Consider the following 26,530-nt stretch of genomic DNA (forward strand, 5'->3'; position numbering starts at 1 on the left):
CGGGAACCGCCGGTCGGCGGCTCACGCGGTCGCGCCCGCCGGCGCCAGCTCCGCGGCGGGCGCCGCGCGCGCCGTCCGGATCGCCCAGGTGAGCGCGTACGGGGTGCAGGCCAGGTAGAAGTTGGGCTCCATCAGCACCAGATCGGTGATGAGGAACCGCTCCCAGTCGGTCGGCCGGGAGAAGCCGAACGACCAGTCGGTCCAGCAGGTGAGCAGCCAGAGCGGGGCGGAGATCCGGTCGACGCCGTCGGGCGGCAGGTCGGTGAGCGGCTGCCCGGGGTCGATGGGCGGAATGGCGGCGACCACAGTGGCGATCACCGCGATGTCGGCGGCGGCGAAGGCTCCGAGCACACCGACCGTCCAGGCGAGCCGGAGCCGTCCCCGCCCGGCCAGGACCGCCGCGCCCCAGAGTGCCAGGGTCAGCCCGGCCAGCCAGAGCAGCACGCCGGGCAGCACGCGGGCCAACTGCTCCCCGTCGCCGGAGAGCAGGACCTCCGTCACGACCACGGTGATCGCGACGGGGAGCACGATGCCGACGGCGGTGGCCAGCGGCCCGACCCGGACCCCGTGCCGGGCCGCGCGGGCCACCAGCAGCGCGAGCAGCACACCCAGCCCGGCGCAGAGCGCCGACCACAGCGGCTGTTGCACGTGCTGCGCCCACGCGAACCTCATCTCCAGCGCGAAGTGCACCGTGGTCATTGCGATCACGGCGACGATCACGATGGCGACGCAGGCGGGCGGCGCCAGCAGCAGCGCGGTGGCCGTACGCCGCAACTGCCGGTGCCAGACGGCGCGGTCGACCAGCGGCGCGCCCGCCCGGCTGGTGGCCAGGCTGGCGGCGAAGCGCAGCATCCGGGCCCGCTGCCCGGCCTCGGCGAGGACGTGCAGCTCGGCGGCCCATTCCCGGCGCAGGTCTTCGCGGAGCGCGACGGGCCAGCGCCGAGCGGCCGCGCGGAGCAGCGCCTCCGCGACGCGTCGGGTCACCATGCGGGTGCTCCGGCCGCGCCGCCGAGGGACGGGCCGGTCTGTGGGGCGAGGGCGCGCAGTTCGGCGAGCGCCCGCCGGGCGGCGACCACGCCCTCGGCGGTGAGCCGGTAGTAACGCCGGGCGGGCCGGCCGGCGACGGCCGGGTCGACCTCCTCCCAGTCGGCGGCCAGCCAGCCCGCGTCCTGGAGGCGGTGCAGCACCGGGTAGAGGGTGCCGCTGGGCAGGCCGGTCAGCTTCATCAGGTCCAGGCCGTAGCGCTCGGTGCCGGGCTCGGCGAGCAGCGCCGAGAGCACCTTGGCGACCGGGATGGTCATCCGCATGGCGATGACTATATCGGAACTCTACATAGGGGGCTGCCCGGTTCCCGTGGGCGGTCCTCGCCCAGCACCCGCTCGCTGGCCGGGACCGGGTGACGGGGGCAGCGGCGGCCGCCGGCGTCAGGTGTCGCTGTGAAGGCGGGCGTGCAGGTGCATGTCGTGCCAACCGTCCGCGTGGAGTCCCTCGCCGCGCTTCGTACCCTCGGCGGTGAAGCCGGCGCGCCGCGCCACCCGGCACGACGCGTCGTTCACCGTGGAATGGCACAGCTCGACCCGGTGCAGCCGGAGGGTGTCGAAGCACCAGGCGGTCACCGCGGCGAGCGCCCGCGGGGCGACGCGGCGGCCCCGGGCGGCCGGCAGCACCCAGTACGACACCTCGGCCAGCCCCTCGGCGAGGACCACCCGGCGCAGGCTGACCTGCCCGACGGGCTCCCCCGCGTCGCACACCGCCCACCCGGCACCGGCCTCCGCCCGCCACCGGCCCGGCCAGGCGGCGATCCAGTCGGCGGCCTCGTCGTCGGTCATCGACCGGCAGTGCCAGCGCCGGATCGCGGCGTCGGCGTAGGCGGCCACCACCGTGGGACGGTCCGACGGCAGCCAGGGACGCAGGTGTACGCCGTCCGCGCGCAGCTCGGGCTGCGTCAGCGCGGCCAGCGATCCGGGCGGTACGGCGGGCGGGGCGAGCATCGGCACGGGTGGACTGTAGGCGGGCGAAGAGCGGATGGGCAGCGCGTCCAACGACGCCGATAATGAGGCGCATGACTGTGCGTCAGCGGCTCGCAGCCGCGCTGGTGCTTACCGGGGCTGGCGTCCTGGTACTAGCCCTGCCGGACGGTGTGGAGGGTCCACGGCTGGTCACGTTCGGCCCCGGTCACGGGCCCTCCCGACTGGACCTGATCGGCATTGCGCTGCTCGCTCCGGGCGCCAGTTGGCTGCTGGTAACGCTGGTGCGAGCGCTGCCATCGCTTGAGTACACACCGCGTGTGCTGCTCGGCCTGGGCGGCGCAGGCGGGCTCGGTCTCGGGCTGCTTCTCGCCTCGAGCTTCGCCGGATTCGCCGGCTGGTGGGCCGTTGGTGCCCTGACACTGTCCGCAGTCGAACTCATTCTCGTCGCAATGGTGTGGCGAGGACGCGGCGCCTCAGCTGCCCACCGGTAGGTCTCCAGCCCGTCCCACGTGCCGGCTATCGAGCCGGGCCAGGTGGTTTTCAGACGGTCTGGCCGACCTCGATCAGGTGGCCGTCCGGGTCGCGCAGGTAGCAGCGAATCTCCCTGCCCCGGTCCTGCGGCGGGGTCAGGAACCGCGCACCCCGCGACCGCCAGTCGTCGTAGACGGCCTGGATGTCGGCCACCCGGATGTTGAGGAACGCGCTGGTCCGGTGCGGGTCGGTCGGGGTCTCCAGCGTCACCTCGGGCTTGTCCTCGGTCGGTCCGCCGCCGACGGCGATGATCACCCAGCTGTTGGCCAGCCGGACGATCGCCGGCTCAGCCTCCCGGACCACCGTGCCGCCGAGGACGTCCCGGTAGAACGCCGCCGACCGGGCGACGTCCGCCGCCACGACGAAATGGGCGAGCAGAATGTCCTCGGTCGGGTTCGGCAGGTCGTCACGAGCCATGCCGCGAGCCTGGCACAGCCCGCCAGCGGTGCGCGACGAAACCCCACAAGACGGGCATATCCGCGCCCGAGGACGCCTGCCCCAGCGCTAGTCCAGGTCCCCACGCTTGGCGGCGATCCACGCCTCAACGTCTTCATCAAGCCAGACGTTGCCCATCGAAGCGTGGCTACAGGCTCAGGGAAATCGCGCCGGTTGGTGATCTGGTAAACGCGCTGCCGCGAGATGCCGCCGAGCATGGTTCGGATCTCCCCCGAACCCACCAACCGCAGCTTCTTTGCCCATGACGACGTAGCCGGCGAGCCAGCCCCATCCACCTACGGCCGGGACCAGCGGGTGTTCACCGGGACCAAGTCCGCCACCGACACCGGGGCCGTGTGGTTCACCTACAACCGGGTCGAACGCCGGGTCACCTGCAGTGTCGGCCCGGTCAGCCGGCGACGAAACCCTCGTCGTGCCAGTACGCCGCGATCCGGCTGGTCCGCCGGACGATCCGGTCCGCTTCCGCAGGCACCGGCCAGAAGAGCAGCAGGTAGTGGTCCAACGGCAGGGTGACCCCCGGCTCGCCGAGGTAGGTCTTGCCCGCGTCCATGCCCCGGGCGCAGTAGCGCACCCGGTAGGTGACCAACTCGCGCAGCGGCAGCGGATACGCCTCCTGGTGCCAGTCCATCAGGTTGACGTCGTCCGACAGCGCGGTGAAGGAGACCTCGACGACCTCCTCCCACTGCGGGTCGACCGGTGGCGGCCCGTCTACCACGTCGGCCCGAAAGCCGACCTCGCCGGTGTTCCGGCCGGTCACCAGAAACAGTGCGCCGGGCACGCGGGCCCCGCACAGGCCGTTGACCTGACCGGCGAACGCCCGTACCGGATCAGGCGGCTCGTCGCCGCTGACCACGTACGCCTGGCTGTAGTGCACGCTCAGCAGGCCGTCGAAGGCAGCGGTCATCGATCCTCCCGATCACGGTACGGGCGCCGGTGGTACTACTGGTGCACCTGGACCGATCCGCCGCCGAGCGGCTGCGGGTCGCTGAGGTCCAGGTCGTAGCTCTTTCCGGGCCGGTTGTCGTACACCAGTGTCTGCTGCGGATAGTCCCCCGCCGACAGCGGCCAGACCACCAGGCGCACCGCGTCCGGCTTGTCGAGACCGTACGCGACGAAGCCGTACCCGGCCGCCCCGCCGATCGTGCCGGTGCCCTTCACGGCGGCCTTCTGGTCAGGCGTGACCACCAGCCATTCGAGGGTGGTGGAGGTGAGGTCGAACCCGGTTCCCCGCAGTGCCGCGGCAACCTTGCCGCCGCTGAGCGCCGGTCCCGGTTCCGGGGGCAGATACTGCGGGTTGAACTCGACGGTCAGCCTGTCCTGCGCCGCCGGATCGTCGACCAGCGCGCCGGCCGGGGAGTCCAGCCAGCCGCCCTGGGTGATGAATCCGGCGTTCGGGTCGTACACGATCACCATGACGCTCGCTGCGGGCGAGAGACCACCGTCGTCGTCGGTGATCTTCGGCTTGATGGTGTACATCCCGGGGTGGGTGAAGGTGTGGGTCGCCTCGCAGCGGTCCGCGTACGAGTCGAAGGTGTTGGTCTGCCCGTCGTCCCACTCGATCGCGCAGGAGTGGGTGTCGTTGCTGCCCGGATCGAGGAAACGGGCCTTGAACGGCACCGGGTCGCCGACCCGGAACACCTGCCACGGCTGTGGCGAGGTGATGCCGTACTCCACGTCCTCGGTCGCGGCGGCCATCGACGGGGCCAGTACGCCGAGCCGGCGCAGCCTCGGATCGACGTTCCGCACGGTGACGACGGCGCTGTCGCTGACCGCCGCGTTCACTCCGTCGAACGCCGTCAGCGTGACGGTGACCGTCCCGTCGTCGTTGCACTCCATGGTGGTGTTCGCGCTGCGCGAGTCGTGGAATGTGCAGGACATGCCGGGATCGGAGTCCGGGCCCGGCGAGTACGTCCACTGCGCCGTCGGCGGGTTGCCGTCGGGGTCGCTGACCGAGCCGCCCAGCACGATGGTGAAGCCCTCGTCGCCGGTGGTGTCCGGCCCGGCGTTCGCGGTCGGCGGCAGGTTTGGCTCGTCCGGGTCGTCCTCGGGTGGCAGGCACTCGTCGGTGCTGCCCGTCGGCACGTCGGTGATCTCCACGTAGTAGGTGTCGAGGGCCTCGTCCGACAGCCCCGGCTGCCAGACCAGGATCCGGTCGTCGCGGTAGAACCTGGCGAGGGCGTTGCCGGCGCAGCTGTTGTGCCGGCTGGTCACCCCGAGGACGGAGAAGTTGCCGTCACCCTTGCCCGCCCCCTCGATGGTGGAGGCGAACGGGAACTCGTCGCACTGCTGGGTGGTCCGGTCCAGCACGTACGACGGCAGGGTCGCGCACGCCTGGTCCTTGGCCGCGGAGTTCTTCGAGTAGTACGTCCTGTTGTTGTCGGACGCGTCGACCGGGAACTTCTCGGTGATCCGGTGCAGGCCCGGATCGTTCCGGTTGCCGGTGTACCGGCCGGGGATGACCCGGTCCGTTCGCGGCCCCGGCCACGTCTGGCAGCCCGGGGTCATCGCGCAGTGCACGTGCGCGGAGACCTCCGAGTAGTTCGGGCTCTGCAGCGAGTACTGCAGGTGCGGGATGACGTCGTCCATGATGCAGGCCTTCGGCCGCTTGTAGAAGCCGACCTGCGCGGTGTCACAGCGGATCCGGTGCGAGGGCAGGGCCTTGCCACCGGCGTCCGGCGTGCCGGGTGAGTACGCGTCGATGGTCAGCGCCCAGTCGTGTCGACTGACCATATCGGGCCCCACGCCACGGAACTCGGACGAGGCGACGGTCCAGGAGTGCCAGGACCCGTCGGTGTTCCAGCCGGAGAACGTGTTCGTGGCGGACGCCCCGCCGGCGGAGCAGCCGGTGAGCCAGCTCGTGCAGTCGGCGAACACCTGGAAGATCGCGTTGGACAGCTCGCCTCGGTCGCCCTCCAGAATCCGCAGGCTGCCGGGCTCGGAGCGGAAGAAGACCTCTACGGTGCGGTTGCCGTCGTCCCGGCCGTATGCGACGGCGTTCATGGCGAAGACCGCCTGACCGACGTACACCCTCCGGTCCACGCTGTAGACCTTGCTGCCGACGAAGATGGACTGACACCACAGAAAGCGGTTGTGGGTACGCCCTTCCACGCTCCCGACACCGGGTTGGCTCATGCACTCCGCGGCCCGGCCGTCGGCGCCCGGCGAGCCGGGCGGCCTGCGGACGGAGCTGGGAGCGAGCGGAGCGAGCGAGGTCGGTGCCGTCAGACCGGCTGCCGCCCGTCCGTCCGGGGTGGGCTCGTAGAAGGATTCCAGGAGGACCGGGTTGTCCGGTCCGTACGTCGTCGAGGTGGACTCTGCCGAGGCCGGGGCCTGAAGCAGTCCCACCCCCAGTGTGCTGATTGCCAGCATCGCGAGAATGCGATGCCGCCCGCTGAATGCCAAGCCGTTCTCCTGACAGCTGTCACGCAGCCGTCGCCGGACCGTAGGGCCGCCGCGGTGCGTGGTTCCGGTAGGAAAGGAACTGCGGCGGGGTGAGGGCACCCCCGTGCCACCCGGCGGGGCGCCGATGCGCTCCGGCGGGTTCGCGAGGGATTCTACTCACGAAGATAGTCTAATGTAGATGTATGAAAGTATGAGACGGACTCGCATGATCAGATGTCGCCGCCGGCTCGGGGCGGGAGAGACCAGGTCGCTCAGGGCCCGGGCCGCCCGGAAGGCTGGCAGCGGCGATAGCTGGACGTAAAGTAACTGGATAGGTGGCTGGGCGGGTCCGGTGTCTGCTGTGGAGGCTTGAAGCAGTACTCGTCGAATTCGTCGAAGCCTCCCTCATCGGACGGGCTGGCCAAGCCGGCGCCGAAGTCGTTGCGGGGCCGTTCGGGCCGGGTCCGGGACGGCCGACAGGTCAGGACGGTGTCACCCTCGAGCGGGTCGCTGATCCGGACGTGGTCGTGCGGCATCTCCCGCAGGTGTGTGCCGGGTGCGGGGACAGCCTGGCCGACGCTACCGAGATCGCGATGGTGTGCCCGCAGGTGATCGACATCCCGGAACCGAAACCGCAGGCGACCGAGCATCAGCTGATCACCCTCGCGTGCCGGCGCGGGCATCACACCACCGCCACCGCCGTCACTGGGCCGTGTGGGCCGTCACGGGGCCGTGTGGGCCGTCACGGGGCCGTGTGGGCCGTCACGGGGCCGTGTGGGCCGTCACGGGGCCGTGTGGGCCGTCACGGGGCCGTCAAACGGCGACCGACGACAACCAACGACGACCAGCAGCAACCGAAGAAACAGCAGGTCAGCCACCATGTAATGGCGGCTGACCTGGTGGGCGACGGACGAGTCGACCTGTACGCCGGATTCTGTGCCCGGCGCATACCCCTCGCGGCGTATGCGCCAGCGGCGGCCATCCATCTCGGCCTGCCGTCGCCGACAGGCTCCTGCGGCCTACCCGCAGACATCGGGCGGGCAGCCCTCAAGCGTCTGCGCCGGGTCGTCATCTTGCGGTGACGGCCCTTTCTTGGCCTTGCTCCGGGTGGGGTTTACCTAGCCACCCCGGTCACCCGGGGTGCTGGTGGGCTCTTACCCCACCGTTTCACCCTTACCGACCCGTTTGGGCCGGCGGTCTGTTTTCTGTGGCACTGTCCCGCGGGTCACCCCGGGTTGCCGTTAGCAACCACCCTGCCCTGTGGAGTCCGGACGTTCCTCGGCGGCGGGCCGGAGCCCGCCGACGCGACCGCCCGGTCGACTCGTCCGTCGCGCCTTCATCCTAACGACGCGGCCGGCCCGCCCATTTCCGCCCCGGAACCGCCACGTAGCCGACGGTGTGGGCAGCCGCCGGAGGGGACACCCATTTCCGCCCCGACAGGCGGTTCAGGGGATGGCGATCGTCACGGCGGGTCGCGCGGCGGGAACCGGGGCGTACTAGCCTCGGGGCACCATGGATCTCTCCCACGCCGTGCTGCTGCTCGCCGCCGGTCTCGCCGCGGGCACGGTCAACGCGGTGGCCGGGGGTGGTTCGCTGATCACCTTCCCGGCGCTGATCGCGGCGGGCCTGCCGCCGGTGCCCGCGAATGTCACCAACTCGGTCTCGGTCTGCCCCGGTTACCTGGCCAGCGTGGCGGGCAGCCGCGGCGACCTGCCGCCGGCCCGCCGGCTGGCGGCGCTGGCGCCCACCACCATCATCGGCACGATCGTCGGTTGCCTGCTGCTGCTGGCCACTCCGGCTCGGGCGTTCGAGCTGGTCGTACCGTTCCTGGTGCTCGGCGCGACGGCGGTGCTCGCCTTCCAGGACCCGCTGCGCCGGCTGGTCGGGCATCCGCGCGACCTGTCGCCGCGCCGCCGTACCGTCACGGTGCAGGCCATGGTCGGGCTCGGCGCGGTGTACGGCGGCTACTTCGGCGCGGCCCTCGGGGTGATGCTGGTCGCCGGCCTGGCCCTGGTGCTGGACGCGACGCTGGCCCGGGTCACCGCGATCAAGAATTTGCTCTCGGCGTTGGTCGGGCTGACCACGGTGGTGGTCTTCGCGTTGTTCGGCCCGGTGAACTGGGCGGCGGTCGCGGTGGTCGCGCCGGCCACTCTGGTCGGCGGGTACGCGGGCGCCCGGCTGGTCCGCCGGCTGCCGCCGGTGGTGCTCAAGACGCTGATCGTGGCCTTCGGCACGGTGATCGGCCTCTACCTGCTCTGGCGGGCGCTGCGCTGACCCGTCCGGGACGGATCGCGACACGGCCGTACGGTCCGATGATTGCTACACATAGACCTTCCAACCGCAACGAGCTGCGTCTACATTCAGGGGCCGCCGACGCACGGAGCTGACTTGCGTCGGTAGTCCTCGTCACCCAAGGAGGTGCGGCACATCGTGGTGTCTCTCCACAAGGCGGTCGCCGGCGTGTCCATCGGCGCCCTCATCGGATCGGTGGCCCTCGTCGGGCCGGTCCAGGCCGATCCCAACAACAACTCCGTCAAGAAACTGACCAAGGCCGTCACGGTGGATGGCGTACTACGCCACCTCGACGCCTTCCAGTCGATAGCCGACACCAACGGCGGCACCCGTGCGTCCGGCACGCCCGGCTACGACGCCAGTGCCGACTACGTGGCCGGGCTGCTCGAGCAGGCCGGCTACCAGGTGACCCGGCAGCCGTTCGAGTTTCCGTTCTTCGAGGAGATGGGCTCGGCGTTCGCCCAGGTCGCGCCGACGGCGACGACCTATGTCGACGGCACCGACTACGACCTGATGGAGTTTTCGGGCGCCGGCACCGCCGAGGCGCCGGTCGTCGGCGTCGACCTGGCGCTCAGCCCGCCGCGGGCCTCCTCCTCAGGCTGTGAGGCCAGCGACTTCGCCGGCATCGACGTGACCGGCAAGATCGCCCTCCTGCAACGCGGCACCTGCGGCTTCGGCGAGAAGGCGGCGAACGCCGAGGCGGCCGGAGCGGTCGGCGCGATCATCATGAACCAGGGCAACGGCACTCCGGAGGCGAACCCGGACCGGCACGAACTGTTCAGCGGCACGCTGGGCGGGCCGGTCGGCATTCCGACCGTCTCGGTGTCGTACCCGCTGGGGGCGCAGCTCGCCACCACCCCCGGCCTGATCCTCCGGATCAGCGCCGAGACCACCTCCGAGATCCGCCACACCGAGAACGTCATCGCCCAGTCCCGCGACGGCCGCACGGACAACGTGGTGATGGCCGGGTCGCACCTGGATTCCGTGCCGGAGGGCTCGGGCATCAACGACAACGGCAGCGGCAGCGCCGCGCTGCTCGAGGTCGCGTTGCAGATGGCCAAGGTCAAGCCGAACAACGCGGTGCGGTTCGCCTGGTGGGGCGCGGAGGAGGCCGGCCTGCTCGGGTCGGAGTTCTACGTCGACCAGCTGTCCGAGCAGCAGGTCGCCGACATCGCTCTCTACCTGAACTTCGACATGGTCGCCTCGCCCAACTACGTCTTCGGCGTCTACGACGGCGACGACTCGGCGGCCCAGGGCTCCGGCCCGGGTCCGAAGGGCTCGGCGGAGATCGAGGACGTCTTCGAGGGGTTCTTCGCCTCCCGCGGGCTGGCCACCGTCCCGTCCGACTTCACCGGCCGCTCCGACTACGGGCCGTTCATCGCCGCCGGGATCGACATCCCGTCCGGCGGTCTGTTCACCGGCGCGGAGGGCCGCAAGTCGGCGGCCGAGGCGGCGCTGTTCGGCGGCGTGGCCGGTGCGGCGTACGACCCCTGTTACCACCAGTCGTGCGACAGCATGACGCCGGTCGCCCACGGCGGCGACGCCGCGCTGTACGCGCAGCTCGGCGCCGGGTACGACCTGTACGGCAACGTCAACACCTTCGCCCTGGACGTGAACGCCGACGCGATCGCCACGGCGATCATCACGTTCGCGTACGCCACCTCGCCGGTGAACGACGAGCCGCGCGCCCCGGGCAAGTCGCACGGGGCCGGGCACAGCGCCGACGCGCACGGGCACCACGCCATGTGACGCGACACCCGCAGAGCCGGCGGGCCGGGTCCCCACCACGGGGGCCCGGCCCGCTGCTGCGACATCCTCGTCGACTGGACGTCCGTCGCGGTGTGGAAAGCCGGCTCGACACGACGCTGAGACGGGGCGGCCCGACGTCGGGAGAGGTCAGTACGCCTCGCCGACCGGCTCCTCGGGGGGCGTGCTCCGACTGTCGGGCGGCGCGGTTCCAGCGGGACCAGAGCACCCGCTCGCCGTAGCCGGCGGCCATCAGGTGGGCGAAGGCCAGGTAGACCAGCACGCCCACGGCGAGGACGGCGAAGCCGACCCAGAACGGCAGGGCCAGGCCGAGGCCCCAGCCGGTGAAGGCCAGCCCCAGCGGGACGATGTCCAGGCCGAGGAAGAGCGGCGTGTAGCCGAGCACCACGAAGAAGACGAAGTTGTAGGCGGCGGTGACCACGCAGAGCGTGACGAACGCCGGCCTGCGGTAGGTGGCGAAGATCTGACCCACGCGTACGGGCGCCTGCCGGTGGGCCGGCTCACGGAGCTTGCGGGAGGCCACGGCCAGCGCGAGCACCATGAACACGCCGCAGACGAAGAACGGCAGCCGCCAGCTCACCTGGCCGAGCAGGCCGCCGATCAGCGGGCCGACGGCGAAGCCGAGACCGAGCGCGGTGTCGTCTCGCCCACCCCGGCCGGGTTGCAGCGGATGGCCGCGGTGCAGGCGGCGCGCACCCGGCTCTACGGCACGATCCTCGGCGACTGGGACCCCGCGGACCGGGACACCCTGGCCCGGATGCTGCGCCGGCTCAACGGGGCCCTCAGTTCGCGCAACCGACGCCGCTGAGCCGCCGCCCGCACTTTCCAGCCAGCAGCGTCTCGTCCCAGCAGGCGGCCACGGCCACCTGCGCGAGTTCCCGGGCGTTCTTGGCACTGCCGGAGGCCGTCCGGCGGGATCTGGTCTCGGCCCATGTGCACTGCCGGAGGCCGTCCGGGGCGGTGGAGGTGCCGGACGCTGTGGAGCTGATGACGCGAACGAATCAGCCGGCCGGGCCGGGCCGCACATCCTCCCGACTGAGGCAAGGAACGGATCAGGGCCGGATGTCCGGCCCTGATCCGTTTACGACATCAGCTCCACAGCGTCGGCACAGGGTGGGCCGGACCTCACGCCGACCGCCCGGGCGCCAGAGCAGGGGAGGCCCGGCGGAGGAGCCGCCCGGGCGCCGTCGGTGCGGGCGCCCGGGCGGACCGCGTGTGACAGCGGTCACGTTCGACCCGGGTGCGCCGCTGCGCCGAACGGCCGCCCGCCTGCGCCGAACGGCGCGCCCGGCTGACCGGGTGGACCGTCAGCGCGCGGCGAGATGGGCGGTGTCGTTGACGCTGCGCACCGCCACGCCGCCGTCGGGCCACATGTCCAACACCGAGATGCCGGCAGCGTCCAGATAGAGCCGGTGCAGGAAGGCGTCGCCGGCCACCAGGGCGTCGCGCAACGCCAGCTTGATCGGCGAGACGTGCGAGACCACCACCACGGTCTCCCCCGGGTACGCCTCGCGCAGCGCCGCCACCGCCCGGTCGACCCGCGCCGCGACGGCGGTGAACGACTCCCCGCCGGGCGGCGCGATCCGGGTCGAGGCGAGCCAGGCGTCCAACTCCCCCGGCCACTGGTCGCGTACCTCGGCAAAGGTCTTCCCGTCCCAGTCGCCGAAGTCGCACTCGATCCAGTCGTCCTGCCGGCGGACCGGGATGCCGCCGAGCGCCTCGGCGATCGCCTCGGCGGTCGCCGTACACCGGGACAGCGGTGAGCTGAGCACGGCCGCGACGGACGGGGCCAGCTCGGCCACCCGCGCGGCCGTGGCCCGGGCCTGGGCCCGGCCCTGGTCGGAGAGGGGGACGTCGGCGCGGCCGGCGTAGCGGTGCTGGACGGTCCACTCGGTCTCGCCGTGGCGGACCAGGACAAGCCGGGTGGCGGTGAAGCTGGGCCGCGGCTCCCAGGAGGGCTTCGTGGTCGCCGGGTCGGTGCCGGCGGTGCGGGTGACGGCGCGGGCGGCGACCTCGCGGGCCTGGGCACGGGCCGCCGAGTCGGCGGCGGCCACCTCGCGGGGCGGCTCGGCGGCGACCCGCTTCGGCGGCTTGCCGGCGGCGGCGTCCATCGCCGCGTTGGCCAGAGCGTCGGCGTGCCGGTTGCGCTCGCGCGGGATCCAGCTGAACCGGACGGACTCGAAGCGGTTGACCAGGGCGGCGGCCTGCGCGGCGAGCGGACGCAGCCCCGGGTGCTTGATCTGCCAGCGGCCGCACATCTGCTCGACCACCAGCTTGGAGTCCATCCGCGCCTCGACCTCGGCCGCGCCCAGCTCGGCGGCGGCCTCCAGCCCGGCGATCAGCCCCCGGTACTCGGCGACGTTGTTGGTGGACACCCCGATCGCCTCGGAGCGCTCCAACAGCACCTCGCCGGAGGCCGGGTCCCGGACCACCGCGCCGTAGCCGGCCGGCCCCGGGTTGCCCCGGGACCCGCCGTCTGCCTCGACGACGACCGCGCGCACCGCCACCGGCTACAGACCCGACTCGTTGGTGCGGACCATGATCCGTCGGCACTCCTCGCAGCGGACCACCTCGTCCGGGGCCGCCTTGCGGATCCGGGCCACGTCGGCGCCGGAGAGGTCCAGCCGGCAGCCGCCGCAACGGCCGGCGGTGAGCAGCGCGGCGCCCAGACCGGTGTCCTCGCGGATCTTGTCGTAGAGGGTGACCAGGTCGCCCGGGAGGTCGCCGGCGAGCGGCTTGCGCGCCGCCTTCTTGAACTCCTCCTCCTTGGCGATCCCGGCCAGGGTGTCGTCCCGCCGTTGCTCGGCCGCCGCCCGGCGCTCGCGCGCCTCGGCCAGCCGGGCCTCGATCCCGTCGAGTAGGCCCTGCGCGGTCTCCCGCTGCTCCATCACCTCCAGCTCGGCGTCCTCCAGGTCACCCTGCCGCCGGTTGAGCGAGACCAGCTCGTGCTGGAGCGCCTCCAGCTCGCGGGCCGGGCCGGAGCCGGCGGCCAGCCGGGCCTCGTCCTTGTTCTTGCGGGCGCGGACCTGGTCGATGTCCTTCTCCAGCCGGGCGATGTCCCGGTCCAGGTCGTCCACGGCGACCTGGGCGCGGACCCGCTCGTCCTCCAGCGCGGACAGCTCACGGGCCAGCGCCTCCAGCTCGACCCGCTCGGGCAGCGTGCGGCGGCGGTGGGCCAGCTGGGCGAGGGCGGTGTCGATGGCCTGCAGATCGAGCAGGCGGCGCTGGACCTGGGGTTCAGCCTTCACGGTCGGGGCTCCTTGTCGTCCAGTGCGAGCGCGGCGGCGTGCACGGTCCAGGGGTCGGTGTCCAGGTCGGACACCACGGTCTCGACGCCGAGGTCGTCCCGGAGGTGGGCGGCCAGGTCGTCCAACCAGGGTCGTTCGGTCGCCCAGTGGGCGGCGTCGATCAGGGCAGGGCCGCCGGCGGCGAGATGCTCGCCGGCCGGGTGGTGCCGCAGGTCGGCGGTGAGGAAGGCGTCCACCCCGGCGGCGGTCGCCTCGGCCAGGAAGGCGTCGCCGGAGCCGCCGCTGACCGCGAGGGTACGCACCATACGCGCGGGATCCCCGGCGGCGCGAACTCCCCAGGTGGTGGGGGGCAGCACGGCGGCGGCGTGCCGGGTCAGCTCGGCCAGGGTCATCGGGGCGGGCAGCTCACCGATCCGACCGATGCCCCGGCCCGGGCCGTCGGCCGGGGCACCGGGCGACGGGGGGTGCAGCGGGCGCAGCCCGGTCAGCCCGAACCGGGCGGCGAGCGCGTCGGAGACGCCCGGGGCCGCCACGTCGGCGTTGGTGTGCGCGACGTAGAGGGCGACGCCGGCACGCATCAGGTCGTGCACGATCCGCCCCTTGTACGTGGTCGGGGCGACCGAGGAGACGCCGCGCAGCAGCAGCGGATGGTGGGCGACGATCATGTCGGCGCCGGTGGCGCGCGCCTCGGCGACCGTCTCGGGCACCACATCGACCACGCAGGCGACCCGGCGTACGGCGGCGCTGGGCTCACCGAGCACCAGGCCGACCCGGTCCCAGTCCTCGGCCCAGGACGGCGGATACCGGCGCTCCAGGACCGCCACCACGTCGGCGACGGTCGGCGGCGCTGCGGTTGTGCTCACGGCGGGTCAGCTTACCGGCGCACACGGGCAACCACGGCCTCGCCCGCCACCCGTGTCCCCCGGCACAGCCCCCGCCGCGCCCGGCGCGATCCACCCGCCACCACCCCGCCACGGCCCCGCCACCACCCCGCCCCGGCCCCGGCCCCGGCCCGCATGATCCACACGGTTTGCGGCGTGTCGCGGTATCCGGGGCGCCCGGATACCGCGACACGCCGCAACCGGGGGCGACGACCACGGCGGAGGGGCGATCACGGCGGAGGGGCGACCACGGCGCGGGTCGGGACGGCTCAGACGGCGGACGTGACGCGCGCCCGGTCGCGCAGGGCGGAGAGCCCGACCTCCCAGGGGAAGGCCTGGAGGTGCCGCTCGCCCGTGCCCGGCGGATGCAGGGGAAACACGTGTTCACCGAAGAGCACCGTGGTGCCCCACTCGCCGAGCCGGGCCAGGCCGGCCCGGAAGGCCGGGTGGGCGGCCATCGCGGCGTTGGTGAACGGGACCGCCACCACCGGCAACCCCATGCCCTGCCCCTCGACCAGCAGGCCGAGGGCGAGGGTGTCGGTGATCCCCGCCGCCCACTTGTTGACCGTGTTGACCGTCGCCGGGCAGACGATCATCGCGTCGGCCGGGGGCAGCAGGTCCGGGTCGCCCGCGTTCTTGTAGTGGGTGCGTACCGGATGACCGGTCTGCCGGGCCAGCGCGGCCCGGTCGACGAACTTCGCCCCGTCGGGCGTGGTCACCAGGCAGACCTCCCAGCCGTCCCGCTGGGCCAGCTCGACGAGACGACCGACGTGGCGGGCCAGCGGCGCACCGCAGGCGATGACGTAGAGCACCTCGCGGCGCTCGCTGCTCGGGTGCGGGCCGCTCATCCGGCCGGCACCGTGTTCATACCCCTACTCCCATGTGCCCAGCCAACTCCGCTATCGGCGACGGTGGCGTACCACGTGTGCGACGCAGCACGTCCGACATCACCTCGTGGGCGATCGGCCGGCAGCGGATCTCCGAGGGCGCGAGCCGGTCGCCGCGCAGCAGCATCTCCCCGGCGTTGGCCACGTCGCCGATCTGGGCGAAGCCCCGGGCGATGTCGAGCAGGTGGTGCGCCCGGCGCTCGGGCAGCAGCGCGTTGAACGCGGGCTCCGGGATGAGCTGGTGGATCTCCACCGCCCGGCCACCGTCGCCCAGCTCGACTGCGGCAGCGGCGCGGTGCAGCTCCAGGTTGGTCGGGCCGAACGAGGTCCAGTAGTGGTTCTGGTCGCCGCCGAGCAGCGTGGCCGCCTCCCGGGCGCCGTTGAGCAGGTCGTCCACGGTGGCGGAGTCGCCGATCCGGGCGGCCGCCATCGCGCCCTGGAGCAGCAGCATCCCGTAGACGGAGAGCCGGTCCGGGCAGGCGTCGTTGCTGCCGCCGGGGGCGAGCCGGTTGGCGATGGTGACGTTCAGCTCCAGCGCGGGGCGGGCCCGGCCCATGGCCACCAGGGCGTTGCAGACCCGGGTGGTGGCGACGCCGGCCAGCAGCTGGTCGTCGGCCCGCTGGGCGACCGCCATCGAGCGGTCGGCGGCCAGCCAGGCCAGGTCGCACTCGCCGAGCTTGCGCAGCACCGAGGAGGCGATCTGGTAGACCTGCCCGAGCAGGTGGGCCGCCTCGCACGCCTGGTCGCCGCGGTAGCCCGCGTCGGCCGCCTGGGCGTCGCGCAGCAACTTCGGCAACGCCCGGGTCAGCATCCCGTAGCGGCCGTACTGGTAGGTGAGCCAGGCGTGGTTGACGGCCTTGCGCATGTCGGCCAGCGGCGGCGGGTACGGCGCGGCGTCGAAGTAGGCGCTCATCGAGTCGTACCGCTCCAGGGCGGCCCGGATCTCCTGCACCTCGATCTGGTCGATGCAGTTGAGCGCGTCGGTACGCCGTTCCGGGTCCTTGCCGAGCAGCAGCTGCACGTCGACCTGGAGGATGTCGGCGATCTCGTAGAGGACAGAGAACTTGTCGAGCCGGCGCACCCCGCGCTCGACCTTGTCGACCCAGCTCTTGGACTTGCCCAGCCGGTCGGCGAAGACCTGCTGCGACATCTTGCGCCGGCCCCGCCAGTAGGCCACCCGCCGCCCGATGGGTAGCTCGTCCATCACTGCTCCTCCCCCTGGTCGCCTGTCCGGTGGAACTCCGGACGGCTCTCCTGCGGGTGCGGCACTCCGTCCGTCTCAGGTTTTCGCTGGTCGCACAGGTTGTACGTCAGCCATACGGCCAGTCCTCGTAGCTTTCGTGCAAGTTGCACGAGCCTTTCGACAGCTCAACGATCGCGGGTTACGGCAGTCACGGCGCTCGACATGCTGCCTGACGGATGTCCGGTCGGGGCGAGGGGAGATGACGGGAAATGTGGGGGAACGTCGGACCGCGGGTCGCCCAGCTGTCACCGATCGAGCGGGTCCGGCTACGCCGGATCGCCGTCCGGTACGCCGTGCACGGCTGGGACGTCACCCCGGGCGCCTGCCTGGCGCGCAGCCGCTTCGTCTGCGGTCGGGTCGGCTGCCCGACCGTCGGCTGCCACCCGGCGCTGGAGGACTGGGAGCACGGGGCCAGCACCGACCCGGCCCGGGTGGCGACCTGGTGGCGCAGCCGGCCACACGGGGTGCTGCTGCCCACCGGGCGAGCCTTCGACGTGCTGGAGGTGCCGGCCCACCTCGGGCGGCACGTCGTCGACGCGATCCCGACGCACCCGGCCGCCCCCGCCGTCCGGGGCCCGGTGGTGGTGACCCCGACCGGTCGCTGGATGTTCCTCGTCCGGCCCGGCGACCCGCTGCGGCCGGAGCTGGAACACTGCTTCCACGTGGTACGCCACGGGCCCGGCTCGTGGATCGCGGCACCGCCCACCCGGCTGCCGGAGGGCCCGGTGCACTGGGCGATCGCCCCGGAACAGGCACGCTGGCAGCTGCCCGACTCGTGCCTGGTGCAGAACACCCTGGTCGACGCGCTGCGGGCCACCGGGGTGACGCTGGCCCCGGAGCTGCTCCCCGGCCAGCTCCCGCTCCCCCGGCGGGGTCAATGATCCGCCAGTCCGGTCCCGGCAGCGTCCCTGACGGTGCCGGGGTCGTTGAACCGGTGACGGCGCGGACGCGCCGGGAGCGGGGGTACGTGATGGCCAGGGACGACGCGACGTGGCCCGCCGGCGGCACCGAGCCGCCACCACACCACCGGCGGCCCCACCGCCGATCGGGCACCCGCCCGGGTGGCTCCCGCCCGGAGCACGCCCGGCCCGCCGGCTCCCGGCCCGCCGGCTCCCCCCGTCCCGCCCGCTGACCCCGCGCGGGTCAGTCGGCCACGATCCGCGTGGTGGCACATTCTGGTCCGCCATGCACCAATCCGTCCGCCATGCAGCAATCCCGATTTCTTCGAGACGCCGACACGCTTGAGGCGCCGCTCAGCACGGCGTCGGACGGCCGGTTTCGCCCGGCGCAGGCGTCGGCGTCCGGAGCAGGGGCGACAGGGTCGCCGATGGCCCGGACGTCACGTTTCCCGCCCGCGCGGCGCTTTTCGCCGCGTTCACGAGCACAGCCAAACTTAGGGCAGGGACAAGCCGGTGCTGAGCCGTTCCTGATCCGCGTCCCGGGCCCCGCCACCGGCCCAAATGGCAGCAGCGGAAGGGCGTGAGCCGCCGCCGCAGCGGGTAAGCTGCCGGACCGCTGAAGCCGTGAGGGGAAGGCATCGCCATGCTCAGCAAAGAGGATCAGCGCAGATTCGAACAGATCACCCGGCACCTCCGGGAGAGCGACCCGAAGTTCTTCGCGAGACTCGACCATCGGGCGCGGGCCCGACGCGGGCGCTGGCTGATGATGCTGACGATCGTGCTGTGGGCGTCACTGCCGGCGATGACCGTGCTGGCCGGACGGATGGCCGGGGCGATCTGCGCCGTGGTGCTGGCGGCAAACGCCGCCCTGATGTGGCACTTCCGCCGCCGCTGGCTATGACCCGCCGGCCACCACGGCCCCCCGCCGACGCCAGCGCCGCGCCGCCCGGCCCGGATGGTGGACAGGTGGCGTCCACAGCGGACGGCGCCTGTCCACGATCCGCCGCGGGAGGCGGGATCAGGACCGGCCGAAGGTCCGGTACGCCCGGCGCAGCCGCTCCAGCAGGCCGGGGCCGCCGATGGCGGGCGCGGGCGCGCCGAGCTGCCGCAGCAGCAGCTCAGGGCCGGTCACCAGGCTCGGCGGCCGGTCGGGCAGCGGCACCGGCGGCAGCCAGAACCGGTCCACCGCCTCGCCCAGCGGAATCGCGGGCAGTCCCGCGAGCACCCGCGCCGCCCCGGCCGGTTCCTCGCCGGGCGTCCGCTCCGGGCCCGACCCGGCTGCGGCCGGGTCGAGAATGTCCGGGTCGGACGGTTGCGGCGGGCCGGCGGGATCGGTCGCGCCCGCGCGCAGGGTACGCAGCCGGTCGAGCAGCTCGGCCCGGCTCCGGCCGCGCCAGTGCAGCAGCTGGAACGGGTCCGCGTCGAACGCCTCGGCGAGCAGGTAGAAGGTCGCCGCGAGGTGCTTGCAGGGCACCGCGAAGTCGGGGCAGCTGCACCGCTGGGTCAGCTCCGCCACCCCACTCGGGAACAGCGGGGCGCCGGCGGCGGCGAACAGCTCCTCCAGCTCCGCCGGGAGGTCACCGGCGAGCAGCCGGGCGCTGAAGAACGCCTGCGCGGCGAGGTCCCGCTCGACCCGCTCCCAGAGCGCCGCCGGGAACACCGCCAGCTCGATACGGACCCGGTACGGCTCGGCCCGGGAGCCCTGCACGGTGGCCTCGACCCGGCCGGGCGTCACGTCGAGCCGGAGCACCTGGCCCTTCCGCGCGTACGACCGGCCCCGGGTCAGCCGGGTGCCGAGGGCGAACGACTCCAGCACCTCCAGGAAGCGCCGCGACCACCAGGAGACGCCGATCGCACCCCGGGTGCTGCGCGCCTTCAGCCCGCCGTCGACCCGCCGGGGCCGCCCGAAGTCGGCGAACCGGCCACCACCGGCCGCACCCGCGTCGCGGTCGGGCTCGCCCGGCACTGCGCTGGGCTCCGGGCCGGTCACTCGACCACCGCCCCGGCCTCCAGCGCGAACAGCTCGCGCAGCTGGGCGGTGGACAGCTCGGTGACCCACTGCTCGCCGCTGCCCACCACCGAGGCGGCGAGGCTGCGCTTGTCGGCGATCATCGCGGCCACCTTCTCCTCCACCGTGCCGGCGCAGACGAACTTGCGTACCTGGACCCGCCGGCGCTGGCCGATCCGGAACGCCCGGTCGGTGGCCTGGTCCTCCACCGCCGGGTTCCACCACCGGTCGACGTGGACGACGTGGTTGGCGGCGGTGAGGGTCAGCCCGGTGCCACCGGCCTTGAGGGACAGCACGAAGATCGCCGGGCCGCCCGGCGACTGGAACCGGGTGACCATCGCGTCCCGGTCCGCCTTGCCGACCCCGCCGTGCAGGAAGAGCACCTCGCGGCCGAACCGGGCCGACAGGTGCCCGCGCAGCATCCCGCCGAACTCGGCGTACTGGGTGAAGAGCAGGGCCTTCTCCCCCGCCGCCAGCACCTCGTCGAGGATCTCCTCCAACCGTTCCAGCTTGCCGGAGCGCCCGGGCAGGGCCGAGCCGTCGCGCAGCAGCTGCGCGGGATGGTTGCAGACCTGCTTGAGCCGGGTCATGGTGGCCAGCACCAGGCCGCGCCGCTCCATCCCGTCGCTGGACTCGATCTTCGCCAGCATGTCGTCGACGATGGCCCGGTAGAGCGACGCCTGCTCGGCGGTGAGGTTGCAGAGCACCTCCATCTCCAGCTTCTCCGGCAGGTCGGAGATGATCGAGGAGTCGGTCTTGAGCCGGCGCAGCACGAACGGGCCGGTCATCCGGCGGAGCCGGGCGGCGACCTCGGCGTCCCCGTGCCGCTCGATCGGCACCGCGTACGCCTTCTTGAAGCTGGCGGCCGGGCCGAGCAGCCCGGGGCTGGCGAACTGCATGATGGACCAGAGGTCGGCCAGCCGGTTCTCCACCGGCGTACCGGTGACCGCGACCCGGTGCCGCGCGGGCAGCGACCGGACCGCCTCGGCCTGCCGGGTCGAGGCGTTCTTGATCGCCTGGGCCTCGTCCACCACCACCCGGTGCCAGCCGATCGAGGCGAGCGCGACCGCGTCCCGGGCCGCCACCGAGTAGGTGGTCACCACCAGGTCGGCGGCGTGCACCGCGTCGGTGAACTCCTCGCCCCGCGCCCGGTCCGCGCCGTGGTGCACGTGCACACGCAACCCCGGGGTGAACTTCGCCGCCTCGCGCTGCCAGTTGCCGACCAGCGACATCGGGCAGACCAGCAGGGTCGGCCCGGCCGCCGGCGGGTCCCCGGCGAGCAGGGCCAGCAGCTGCACCGTCTTGCCCAGCCCCATGTCGTCGGCGAGCACCCCGCCGAGCCCGAGCGACTGGAGGAAGGCCAGCCAGGCCAACCCCCGCCGCTGGTACGGCCGCAGGGTGCCCTTGAAGCCCGGCGGCGGGTCGAGCGGGGTGAGCCGGCGCTCGGCCTCCCCGGCGAGCAGGTCGCCCAGCGGCCCGTCGGCGGTCACCTCCAACACCGGCAGCGCCTCGGGACGGTCGGCCCCGGACAGGCCGAGGCGGAGCAGGTCGGCGACGGTCAGCTCGCCGGAGGAGCGCAGCAGCCGCAGCCCGGCGGCGAGCCGCTTCGGGTCCAGCTCCACCCACCGGCCGCGCAGCCGCACCAGCGGGGTCTTCAGCGCGGCCAGCGCGGCCAACTCGTCGGCGTCGAGCGTCTCGTCGCCGAGCGCCACCTCCCACCGGTAGTCGACCAGCGCGTCCAGCCCGAGCCCGCCGGAGGCGCCGGCGACGGTGCCCGGGGCGGTGCGGCCGCGGGCCTGCAACCGGGCGCCGAGTCGCGCCGACGGGCGCTGCCACCAGGACGGCAGCAGCACCCCGAAGCCGGCGGCGTGCAGCACCGGGGCACCGTCGCGCAGGAATTGGTGCGCGCCCTCGACGTCCAGCTCCAACTCCTCCGGAGCGGGGGTGCGCAGCGCGGCGTCCAGCTCCGGCCAGAGCCGGCCGGCCCGGCCCAGCTCGGCCAGGAGGGTCTCCTGCGGGTCGTCCCGCCGGCCGGCGAGCACGGGCACCGTCTCCGGCGCGCGCCAGACCTGGCCGGCGTCGACGTGCAGGCTCGGCTCGTCGGCGGGCTGGAGGCCGAACTCGACCCGCCAGCGGCCGCCGTGCCGGACCACGGTGGCCGGGTCGGCGGGCACCACCACCAGCGGATCCACCATCTCGTCGACCGGCGGCTCGACCAGCCGGAAGCTGGCCCGTACCGCGCCACCGGCGGCGTCACGCTGCCAGCTGTCCAGCTCGGCGCCCAGGGTGGCCAGCGCGGCGGGGTCGGCGGTGAACTCCCGGGCCGGCCCGGACAGCGCGGTCAGCCAGCCGGCGACCACCCCGTCGCGGCGGCCGCCGCGGGCCAGGTCGGTGTCGGCCAGCGCGACCCGGGCGGCGGCGTCGGTCAGCGCGTCCAGCGCGTCGGCGACCAGCCCGCCCGGCCCGGGATCGCCGGGGGCGGCGGCCCGGCCGGCTCCACGCCCGGCGGCGGACGGCGGCGCAGCGGCGGACAGCGGCCCGGCGGCGGCCCGGGCGGCTGGGGGCAGGGCCAGCGCGAGCGACCGCGCCCAGCCCGCGTCGGTGCCGGTGAGCAGCGGCCGCCAGAGCGCCCGGGCCCCCGCCACCATGCGGCCGTGGGGCGGGGCGGGCTCGGCCAGCCCGGGCAGGACCCGGCCCCGGGACACCAGGTCGACCGCGAACTCGGCCAGCTCGGCGAGGTGGCGCAGGGTGGCGCCCGGCACGGCGGCAGGCCCGTCGAGGGCGCGCAGCACGGTCAGCGCGTCGTCCGGGGCGTACGTCAGGACCGGCACCCGCCACCCGGCCAGAGTGACCGGGCCGCGGACCGGTTCGGCGACGGTGGTCCGCACCAGCTCGGGCGAGTCCAGCGGGGAGCCGGCCCGGGTGGGCAGGGTGAGCGGCAGCGAGCCGGCCCCGGCCGGGACGTCGCCCAGCGCGGCGGCCAGCGCGGCGTGGTCGGCGGCGAACGGGTGGGGGCGCTCGCGCGGGGCCCGACCGGGGCGGCGCGGCGCCCGGGCCGGCAGCCGGCTGTCCTCCGCCCAGACGACGAGACCGACGCCGAGCAGCCACAACCCGTGAATGACCAGCACGGCTCCCCCTCGTCGACGCCCGGCCCAGGATAGGCGGTGTCCACCGGCTACCGTCGGCGCCATGTTCGACCTGCTCGTGGTCGGCGGCCTGGGAGTGGATCTGCGGGTACGCGTGCCCGCGGTCCCGCCGCCCGCCGCCGACTCGCTCATCGTCCCCCCGATCGAATCGCGGATCGGCAACACCGGCGCCGGCGTGGCCCTCGCCGCGCACGCGCTCGGGCTGCGGGTCGCCCTGGTGGACGTGCTCGGCACCGATCCCGCCGGTCAGGTGGTGCGCGCGGCGCTGGCCCGGACCTCGGTGCACACCGTGCTGGTCGACAACCCGGGCGGCACCCGGCAGTCCGTGAACCTGGTCGACCCGGCCGGGCGGCGGATGTCGCTGCACGACCCGTCCCCCTGGACCGGCCCGGCGGCCCCGTTCGCCGACGAGGAGCTGGCCGGGCTGGTCCGGGCCGCCGCCCACGTGCACGTCTCGATCATGGACTGGGCGCGGGACCGGCTGCCGGTGCTGCGCGCCGCGCTGCCCGACGGGGTGCCGCTCTCCACCGATCTGCACGACTGGGACGGACACAACCCCTACCACCGCCCGTTCGCCGAGGCCGCCGACCTGGTCCTGGTCAGCGGCGTACGGCTGGGCGACCGGGCCCCGGCGGTGGCCGCCGGGCTGGCGCCCCGCACGGTGGTGGTGACCCGGGGCGCGGACGGCGCCGACCTGCACCCGGGCGGCGGCGCGCCGGTGCGGGTGCCCGCCACCGCACCGGCCGCGCCGGTGGTGGACACCAACGGCGCCGGGGACGCCTTCGCCGCCGGCCTGGTCGCCGCCCGGCTGCGCGGCGCGGCGCTGCCGGAGGCCGCGGCGTACGCGGCGGCGGTGGCCGCCGCGGCCTGCACCCACGACGGCATGGAGTACCCGCCCGGGCTGCTGCCGCGGGCCTGACTCACAGCACGCCGGTCTCGCCGTCAGTCAGCTCCTCGCCGGTGCGGGCCAGGACCGGCGCAAGCGTGGGATCGATCTCGATGTCGTCCATTCCCGGACCATGGTCCCGGCCGACCCGGCCCGCTGCCCCGGCAATTCCTGCGGGCCGGCGATCGTCGGGGCAGGATGGGCCCATGGCATCAACGGTGCGGATTCCCCTGGTGGACGGCCCCGCGGACGGCGAGACGGTCGACGTCGAGCTGGACAGCAACAACCGTCCCCCGCTGACCCACCACCACCTCGGTCCGGAGGGGTTGGCCGACGCGCAGATCTACGAACTGGAGTCCGTCGGCGACCGGTACCGCTACTGCTGGCGCGGCCCGGCCGTCTGAGCCGTCCGGGTGGCCGCCCGGCGCGCCGCACCCGCCGCCGTGCGTTGTCGGCGGGGCGGTCAGGCGTCCGCCCGGGCCAACGCCCGGGAACGCAGGCTGTCCAGCACGGCCCGGGTGACGTGGGAGGTGCCCCGGGCCTGATCGCAGACCTCGGCCACCAGCCGGGCGGTGTTCTCCGCCCGGGACTCGCGTTCGTCCCAGAGCTGGTCGACCTCCGCGAGCAGCGGGCCCTCCACCTCCCGCTCCACGCCGCGCAGCGCCGGCACCCCGAGCCGCTGGGCCAGGTCGAAGACCTTTCCCGCGTACGGCAGGGGCAGGAAGGGCGTGCCCGACATCGCGGCGAAGATCAGGAAGTGCAACCGCATGCCGACCGCCAGGTCGAGGTGCTTCATCAGGCCGAGCACCTGCCGGGGCGAGTAGTCGCCGTGCAGGATCCGGCCCCGGTCGGCGGCGGTCATGTGGGACATCACGCCGTGCGAGTGCCGGATGTCGTCCCGCTCCATCGGGACGAAGAGCACGTAGGCGTCGATCCGATGCACCAGGAAGTCGCCGATCTGGGCGATCAGCCGGTGATACCCGTCGACGTCGAGCCGCTCGGCGGCCCGGCCGGGCTCGCGGACGCTCAGCCCGACCAGGCGCTTGCCGGCGGGCACCCCCTCGTCGCGCAGCAGTTGGCTGGGGAACTCCTCGGGCGCCAACAGGAACGCGGGGTCGGCGGTGACGGTGACCGGGTTGATCAGCCCCGCCTCCTCCAGCACCATCCGGGACTCCTGGTCCCGCACGGTCACCTCGACGGCGCCGGCCAGGGTCTCCCGGACCATCCCGGTGTCGACCCCGTCATTCAGCGGCCCCACCCCCACCGCGTACGTCAGCAGCGGCAGGCCCCGCTCCTGGGCGACCCGGACGACGCGCAGGTAACGGCGGGCCTCCCGGTCGTACAGGATGCCCCCGCCGCCGAGGATCAGCAGGTCGAGCTGGGCGAGCACCTCGGCGGAGTCGACCCGGCTGACCCCCTCCCAGGGCACCGCCTCCACATCGGGGTGGGCGAGCGTGGTGTGCGTCGGGTTGCGGGAGAAGACGATGATCCGGGCGTGGGGCTCCTGTTGGCGCAGGTCGGCCAGGAGGCCGGTGAGGATCGCCTCGTCCCCGAGGTTGCGTCCGCCGTACGAGCCGAGCACACCGATGGTCAGGCCGGCGCCGTCTGTCATCCGTCACTCCTCCCGAGGTACGTCCCGGGCGGTTTCCCGTTGCGGCCGGTGGCATACCTCGGGCTCAGGCGGCGGCAGGGAGGTGTTCACCCGCAGGCGACCAGCCGGGACACGAGGGCGGAGACCACCTCGTCCGGGTCGAATCCGGCGTCGATCGAGGTGGTGAGCAGGTCGAGCAGGAGCCCGTCCAGCCCGTAGTGCAGCAGGGCGACCTCGAACGCCCCGCCGGGCAGCCCGGCGGCGACGTGGAACGCGACGTCGTCGCGGTAGCCACGGCGCAGCGTGTCGCCGAGGATCCGGGCCAGCTCCGGCCGGCGCACCGCCTCCAGCCGCAGCTCGATCAGCGCCCGGGTCAGCTCCGGCTGGGCGGTGGTGCGCGCGACGATGTAGCGGACGTAGTCGGTGAACAGTTCCAGCGAGGGTTCCCGGGCGCCCAGCTCGGCGAGAGTGCGTTCGTCCGGGGCGAACCGCTCCATGATCCGCTCGCCGAGCGCGCCGAGCATGGCGTCGCGTGACCGGAAGTAGTTCGAGGCCGTACCGACCGGGACGCCGGCCTCGGCGTCGACGGCGCGGTGGGTCAGGCCGCGCGCCCCGCTCGCCGCCAGCACCCGTAACCCGGCATCGGCCAGCGCCGCCCGCCGTTCCACGTTTCTCGCCACGGCATCACCCTAGCGAAACCACGACAGATGTTGTAGCTTCCCAACCACGACAGCAGTAGTGATGAGGAGTTGGTTTGCGCAAGCTCGTGTACTACGTCGCCAGTACCCTCGACGGCTTCATCGCCGCCCCCGACGGGTCGGCCGACTTCTTCCCGCTCGAACCCGACGTGCGGGAGCACCTGGTGGCGGCCTGGCCGCAGACGTTTCCCACCTTCACCCACGCCCGGTTCGGCATCGACCGGCCGGAAGGCCGCTTCGACGCGGTGGTGATGGGCCGCGCCACCTACGACCCGGGCTGGCCATCGGCGTCACCAGCCCGTACGCCCACCTGACGCAGTACGTCTTCTCCCGCTCGCTGCCCCCGGCGGACTACCCGGACGTGCACCTCGTCGACGCCGACCCGGTCGAGTTCGTCCGCGAGCTGAAGCGGCGGGAGGGCGGCGACATCTGGCTCGCCGGCGGCGGACAGCTCGCCGGCCAACTGCTGCCCGAGGTGGACGAACTGGTGGTCAAGCTCCACCCGTTCCTGATCGGCCGGGGCGTGCCGATCGTCGACCGGGAGTTCGACCCGCGCCGGTTCCGGCTGGTGGAGACCCGGCCCTTCGACAGCGGGGTCGTCGTCCTGCGCTACCTCGCCGGATAACGGGGTTGCCCGCCGGCCCCG

General features: G+C 73.6%; 24 protein-coding genes, 1 other RNA gene and 4 pseudogenes. 11 read left to right on the forward strand and 18 right to left on the reverse strand.

The window, feature by feature from the left end; translation table 11 throughout:
• Positions 1 to 21: 21 nt before the first annotated feature.
• The 3 genes from ABZ807_RS14640 to ABZ807_RS14650 form a co-directional block, all read right to left on the reverse strand.
• Entirely contained in the window at positions 22 to 987 is a 966-nt protein-coding gene (locus ABZ807_RS14640) for a hypothetical protein (protein WP_357156766.1), read from the reverse strand.
• Positions 981 to 1,307, reverse strand: coding sequence for a PadR family transcriptional regulator (locus ABZ807_RS14645; protein ID WP_357156768.1), 327 nt, complete (start codon positions 1,305 to 1,307; stop codon positions 981 to 983). Before ABZ807_RS14645 ends, ABZ807_RS14640 begins: the two co-directional genes overlap by 7 nt.
• Before the next feature lie 117 nt (positions 1,308 to 1,424).
• Positions 1,425 to 1,997, reverse strand: coding sequence for a GNAT family N-acetyltransferase (locus ABZ807_RS14650; protein WP_357156770.1), 573 nt, complete (start codon positions 1,995 to 1,997; stop codon positions 1,425 to 1,427).
• Between the two features lie 65 nt (positions 1,998 to 2,062).
• Here ABZ807_RS14650 and ABZ807_RS14655 point away from each other — a divergent pair, with 65 nt between their 5' ends.
• On the forward strand, positions 2,063 to 2,461 hold the full coding sequence (locus ABZ807_RS14655) for a hypothetical protein (protein ID WP_357156772.1): 399 nt from the start codon (positions 2,063 to 2,065) through the stop codon (positions 2,459 to 2,461).
• Positions 2,462 to 2,510: 49 nt separating this feature from the next.
• Here ABZ807_RS14655 and ABZ807_RS14660 read toward each other — a convergent pair whose 3' ends face one another.
• The 4 genes and pseudogenes from ABZ807_RS14660 to ABZ807_RS14675 form a co-directional block, all read right to left on the reverse strand.
• A complete protein-coding gene (locus tag ABZ807_RS14660; protein WP_357156774.1) occupies positions 2,511 to 2,918 on the reverse strand; it encodes a VOC family protein in 408 nt (135 codons plus the stop codon).
• A gap of 87 nt (positions 2,919 to 3,005) precedes the next feature.
• Positions 3,006 to 3,154: pseudogene (locus tag ABZ807_RS14665) on the reverse strand (AlpA family phage regulatory protein).
• A gap of 191 nt (positions 3,155 to 3,345) precedes the next feature.
• A complete protein-coding gene (locus ABZ807_RS14670) occupies positions 3,346 to 3,861 on the reverse strand; it encodes a hypothetical protein (RefSeq protein WP_357156776.1) in 516 nt (171 codons plus the stop codon).
• 35 nt (positions 3,862 to 3,896) lie between these two features.
• Positions 3,897 to 6,326, reverse strand: a complete 2,430-nt coding sequence (locus tag ABZ807_RS14675; protein WP_357156778.1) for a PKD domain-containing protein — start codon at positions 6,324 to 6,326, stop codon at positions 3,897 to 3,899.
• 381 nt (positions 6,327 to 6,707) lie between these two features.
• Between ABZ807_RS14675 and ABZ807_RS14680 the strand changes: the two genes are divergently transcribed.
• Complete coding sequence (locus tag ABZ807_RS14680; RefSeq protein WP_357156780.1) at positions 6,708 to 6,950, forward strand: DUF6444 domain-containing protein; 243 nt, start codon at positions 6,708 to 6,710, stop codon at positions 6,948 to 6,950.
• Positions 6,951 to 7,245: 295 nt separating this feature from the next.
• Here the strand turns inward: ABZ807_RS14680 and rnpB are convergent.
• Positions 7,246 to 7,662: RNase P RNA component class A (gene rnpB / locus ABZ807_RS14685), an RNA gene on the reverse strand.
• 188 nt (positions 7,663 to 7,850) lie between these two features.
• Between rnpB and ABZ807_RS14690 the strand changes: the two genes are divergently transcribed.
• From ABZ807_RS14690 to ABZ807_RS14700, 3 genes and pseudogenes are all read left to right on the forward strand, one after another.
• Positions 7,851 to 8,612: a sulfite exporter TauE/SafE family protein gene (locus tag ABZ807_RS14690; protein WP_357156782.1), complete on the forward strand. Its 762-nt coding sequence runs from the start codon at positions 7,851 to 7,853 to the stop codon at positions 8,610 to 8,612.
• A gap of 531 nt (positions 8,613 to 9,143) precedes the next feature.
• Positions 9,144 to 9,467, forward strand: a pseudogene (locus tag ABZ807_RS14695) (PA domain-containing protein); the annotation flags it as partial.
• Between the two features lie 78 nt (positions 9,468 to 9,545).
• Positions 9,546 to 10,262, forward strand: a pseudogene (locus ABZ807_RS14700) (M28 family peptidase); the annotation flags it as partial.
• 10 nt (positions 10,263 to 10,272) lie between these two features.
• Here ABZ807_RS14700 and ABZ807_RS14705 read toward each other — a convergent pair.
• A complete protein-coding gene (locus ABZ807_RS14705) occupies positions 10,273 to 10,977 on the reverse strand; it encodes a hypothetical protein (RefSeq protein ID WP_357156784.1) in 705 nt (234 codons plus the stop codon).
• Positions 10,978 to 11,067: 90 nt separating this feature from the next.
• Here ABZ807_RS14705 and ABZ807_RS14710 point away from each other — a divergent pair, with 90 nt between their 5' ends.
• Positions 11,068 to 11,205, forward strand: a complete 138-nt coding sequence (locus ABZ807_RS14710) for a hypothetical protein (protein ID WP_357156786.1) — start codon at positions 11,068 to 11,070, stop codon at positions 11,203 to 11,205.
• A gap of 499 nt (positions 11,206 to 11,704) precedes the next feature.
• Here the strand turns inward: ABZ807_RS14710 and ABZ807_RS14715 are convergent, their stop codons facing one another.
• The 5 genes from ABZ807_RS14715 to ABZ807_RS14735 form a co-directional block, all read right to left on the reverse strand.
• Complete coding sequence (locus tag ABZ807_RS14715; RefSeq protein WP_357156788.1) at positions 11,705 to 12,904, reverse strand: bifunctional RNase H/acid phosphatase; 1,200 nt, start codon at positions 12,902 to 12,904, stop codon at positions 11,705 to 11,707.
• A 3-nt stretch (positions 12,905 to 12,907) separates the two neighbouring features.
• Positions 12,908 to 13,645, reverse strand: coding sequence for a C4-type zinc ribbon domain-containing protein (locus ABZ807_RS14720; RefSeq protein ID WP_357156790.1), 738 nt, complete (start codon positions 13,643 to 13,645; stop codon positions 12,908 to 12,910).
• Positions 13,642 to 14,472 (reverse strand): Nif3-like dinuclear metal center hexameric protein, encoded by an 831-nt coding sequence (locus ABZ807_RS14725; RefSeq protein WP_357156875.1) that lies wholly within the window; start codon positions 14,470 to 14,472, stop codon positions 13,642 to 13,644. The genes ABZ807_RS14720 and ABZ807_RS14725 overlap by 4 nt, the downstream gene beginning before the upstream one ends.
• 323 nt (positions 14,473 to 14,795) lie before the next feature.
• Positions 14,796 to 15,374 carry a flavoprotein gene (locus ABZ807_RS14730; RefSeq protein ID WP_357156792.1) on the reverse strand — a complete coding sequence of 193 codons (579 nt, stop codon included), beginning with the start codon at positions 15,372 to 15,374 and terminating at the stop codon, positions 14,796 to 14,798.
• Between the two features lie 16 nt (positions 15,375 to 15,390).
• A complete protein-coding gene (locus tag ABZ807_RS14735) occupies positions 15,391 to 16,617 on the reverse strand; it encodes a helix-turn-helix domain-containing protein (RefSeq protein WP_357156795.1) in 1,227 nt (408 codons plus the stop codon).
• Between the two features lie 248 nt (positions 16,618 to 16,865).
• On the opposite strand from ABZ807_RS14735, the gene ABZ807_RS14740 reads away from it, so the two are divergent.
• Together ABZ807_RS14740 and ABZ807_RS14745 are read left to right on the forward strand one after the other, a co-directional pair.
• Entirely contained in the window at positions 16,866 to 17,537 is a 672-nt protein-coding gene (locus ABZ807_RS14740) for a bifunctional DNA primase/polymerase (RefSeq protein ID WP_357156797.1), read from the forward strand.
• A gap of 661 nt (positions 17,538 to 18,198) precedes the next feature.
• Positions 18,199 to 18,456 carry a DUF3040 domain-containing protein gene (locus tag ABZ807_RS14745; RefSeq protein ID WP_357156799.1) on the forward strand — a complete coding sequence of 86 codons (258 nt, stop codon included), beginning with the start codon at positions 18,199 to 18,201 and terminating at the stop codon, positions 18,454 to 18,456.
• Between the two features lie 117 nt (positions 18,457 to 18,573).
• On the opposite strand, the gene ABZ807_RS14750 is transcribed toward ABZ807_RS14745, so the two are convergent.
• A complete protein-coding gene (locus ABZ807_RS14750; RefSeq protein WP_357156878.1) occupies positions 18,574 to 19,521 on the reverse strand; it encodes an SWIM zinc finger family protein in 948 nt (315 codons plus the stop codon).
• Between the two features lie 20 nt (positions 19,522 to 19,541).
• Positions 19,542 to 22,691: a DEAD/DEAH box helicase gene (locus tag ABZ807_RS14755; RefSeq protein WP_357156801.1), complete on the reverse strand. Its 3,150-nt coding sequence runs from the start codon at positions 22,689 to 22,691 to the stop codon at positions 19,542 to 19,544.
• A 61-nt stretch (positions 22,692 to 22,752) separates the two neighbouring features.
• On the opposite strand from ABZ807_RS14755, the gene ABZ807_RS14760 reads away from it, so the two are divergent.
• Together ABZ807_RS14760 and ABZ807_RS14765 are read left to right on the forward strand one after the other, a co-directional pair.
• Complete coding sequence (locus ABZ807_RS14760; protein ID WP_357156803.1) at positions 22,753 to 23,628, forward strand: PfkB family carbohydrate kinase; 876 nt, start codon at positions 22,753 to 22,755, stop codon at positions 23,626 to 23,628.
• Positions 23,629 to 23,801: 173 nt separating this feature from the next.
• On the forward strand, positions 23,802 to 23,999 hold the full coding sequence (locus ABZ807_RS14765) for a hypothetical protein (RefSeq protein WP_357156805.1): 198 nt from the start codon (positions 23,802 to 23,804) through the stop codon (positions 23,997 to 23,999).
• 59 nt (positions 24,000 to 24,058) lie between these two features.
• Here ABZ807_RS14765 and ABZ807_RS14770 read toward each other — a convergent pair whose 3' ends face one another.
• On the reverse strand, positions 24,059 to 25,207 hold the full coding sequence (locus ABZ807_RS14770; protein ID WP_357156808.1) for a polysaccharide pyruvyl transferase family protein: 1,149 nt from the start codon (positions 25,205 to 25,207) through the stop codon (positions 24,059 to 24,061).
• 86 nt (positions 25,208 to 25,293) lie between these two features.
• Positions 25,294 to 25,866, reverse strand: coding sequence for a TetR family transcriptional regulator (locus ABZ807_RS14775; protein ID WP_357156810.1), 573 nt, complete (start codon positions 25,864 to 25,866; stop codon positions 25,294 to 25,296).
• A gap of 74 nt (positions 25,867 to 25,940) precedes the next feature.
• Between ABZ807_RS14775 and ABZ807_RS14780 the strand changes: the two are divergent.
• Positions 25,941 to 26,509: pseudogene (locus ABZ807_RS14780) on the forward strand (dihydrofolate reductase family protein).
• The last annotated feature ends 21 nt before the right edge of the window (positions 26,510 to 26,530 follow it).

The organism is Micromonospora sp. NPDC047548, from assembly GCF_040642975.1.
Classification (GTDB): Bacteria; Actinomycetota; Actinomycetes; order Mycobacteriales; family Micromonosporaceae; genus Micromonospora.

What these genes read in the sequence shown, in the direction of transcription:
- ABZ807_RS14745 (WP_357156799.1), top strand. Translation starts at nt 18,199, where the DNA reads ATGCTCAGCAAAGAGGATCAGCGCAGATTCGAACAGATCACCCGGCAC.
- ABZ807_RS14770 (WP_357156808.1), bottom strand. Translation starts at nt 25,207, where the DNA reads ATGACAGACGGCGCCGGCCTGACCATCGGTGTGCTCGGCTCGTACGGC.
- ABZ807_RS14765 (WP_357156805.1), top strand. Translation starts at nt 23,802, where the DNA reads ATGGCATCAACGGTGCGGATTCCCCTGGTGGACGGCCCCGCGGACGGC.
- ABZ807_RS14735 (WP_357156795.1), bottom strand. Translation starts at nt 16,617, where the DNA reads ATGGACGAGCTACCCATCGGGCGGCGGGTGGCCTACTGGCGGGGCCGG.
- ABZ807_RS14710 (WP_357156786.1), top strand. Translation starts at nt 11,068, where the DNA reads ATGGCCGCGGTGCAGGCGGCGCGCACCCGGCTCTACGGCACGATCCTC.
- ABZ807_RS14640 (WP_357156766.1), bottom strand. Translation starts at nt 987, where the DNA reads ATGGTGACCCGACGCGTCGCGGAGGCGCTGCTCCGCGCGGCCGCTCGG.
- ABZ807_RS14670 (WP_357156776.1), bottom strand. Translation starts at nt 3,861, where the DNA reads ATGACCGCTGCCTTCGACGGCCTGCTGAGCGTGCACTACAGCCAGGCG.
- ABZ807_RS14690 (WP_357156782.1), top strand. Translation starts at nt 7,851, where the DNA reads ATGGATCTCTCCCACGCCGTGCTGCTGCTCGCCGCCGGTCTCGCCGCG.
- ABZ807_RS14675 (WP_357156778.1), bottom strand. Translation starts at nt 6,326, where the DNA reads ATGCTGGCAATCAGCACACTGGGGGTGGGACTGCTTCAGGCCCCGGCC.
- ABZ807_RS14645 (WP_357156768.1), bottom strand. Translation starts at nt 1,307, where the DNA reads ATGCGGATGACCATCCCGGTCGCCAAGGTGCTCTCGGCGCTGCTCGCC.
- ABZ807_RS14730 (WP_357156792.1), bottom strand. Translation starts at nt 15,374, where the DNA reads ATGAGCGGCCCGCACCCGAGCAGCGAGCGCCGCGAGGTGCTCTACGTC.
- ABZ807_RS14760 (WP_357156803.1), top strand. Translation starts at nt 22,753, where the DNA reads ATGTTCGACCTGCTCGTGGTCGGCGGCCTGGGAGTGGATCTGCGGGTA.
- ABZ807_RS14740 (WP_357156797.1), top strand. Translation starts at nt 16,866, where the DNA reads ATGTGGGGGAACGTCGGACCGCGGGTCGCCCAGCTGTCACCGATCGAG.
- ABZ807_RS14655 (WP_357156772.1), top strand. Translation starts at nt 2,063, where the DNA reads ATGACTGTGCGTCAGCGGCTCGCAGCCGCGCTGGTGCTTACCGGGGCT.
- ABZ807_RS14660 (WP_357156774.1), bottom strand. Translation starts at nt 2,918, where the DNA reads ATGGCTCGTGACGACCTGCCGAACCCGACCGAGGACATTCTGCTCGCC.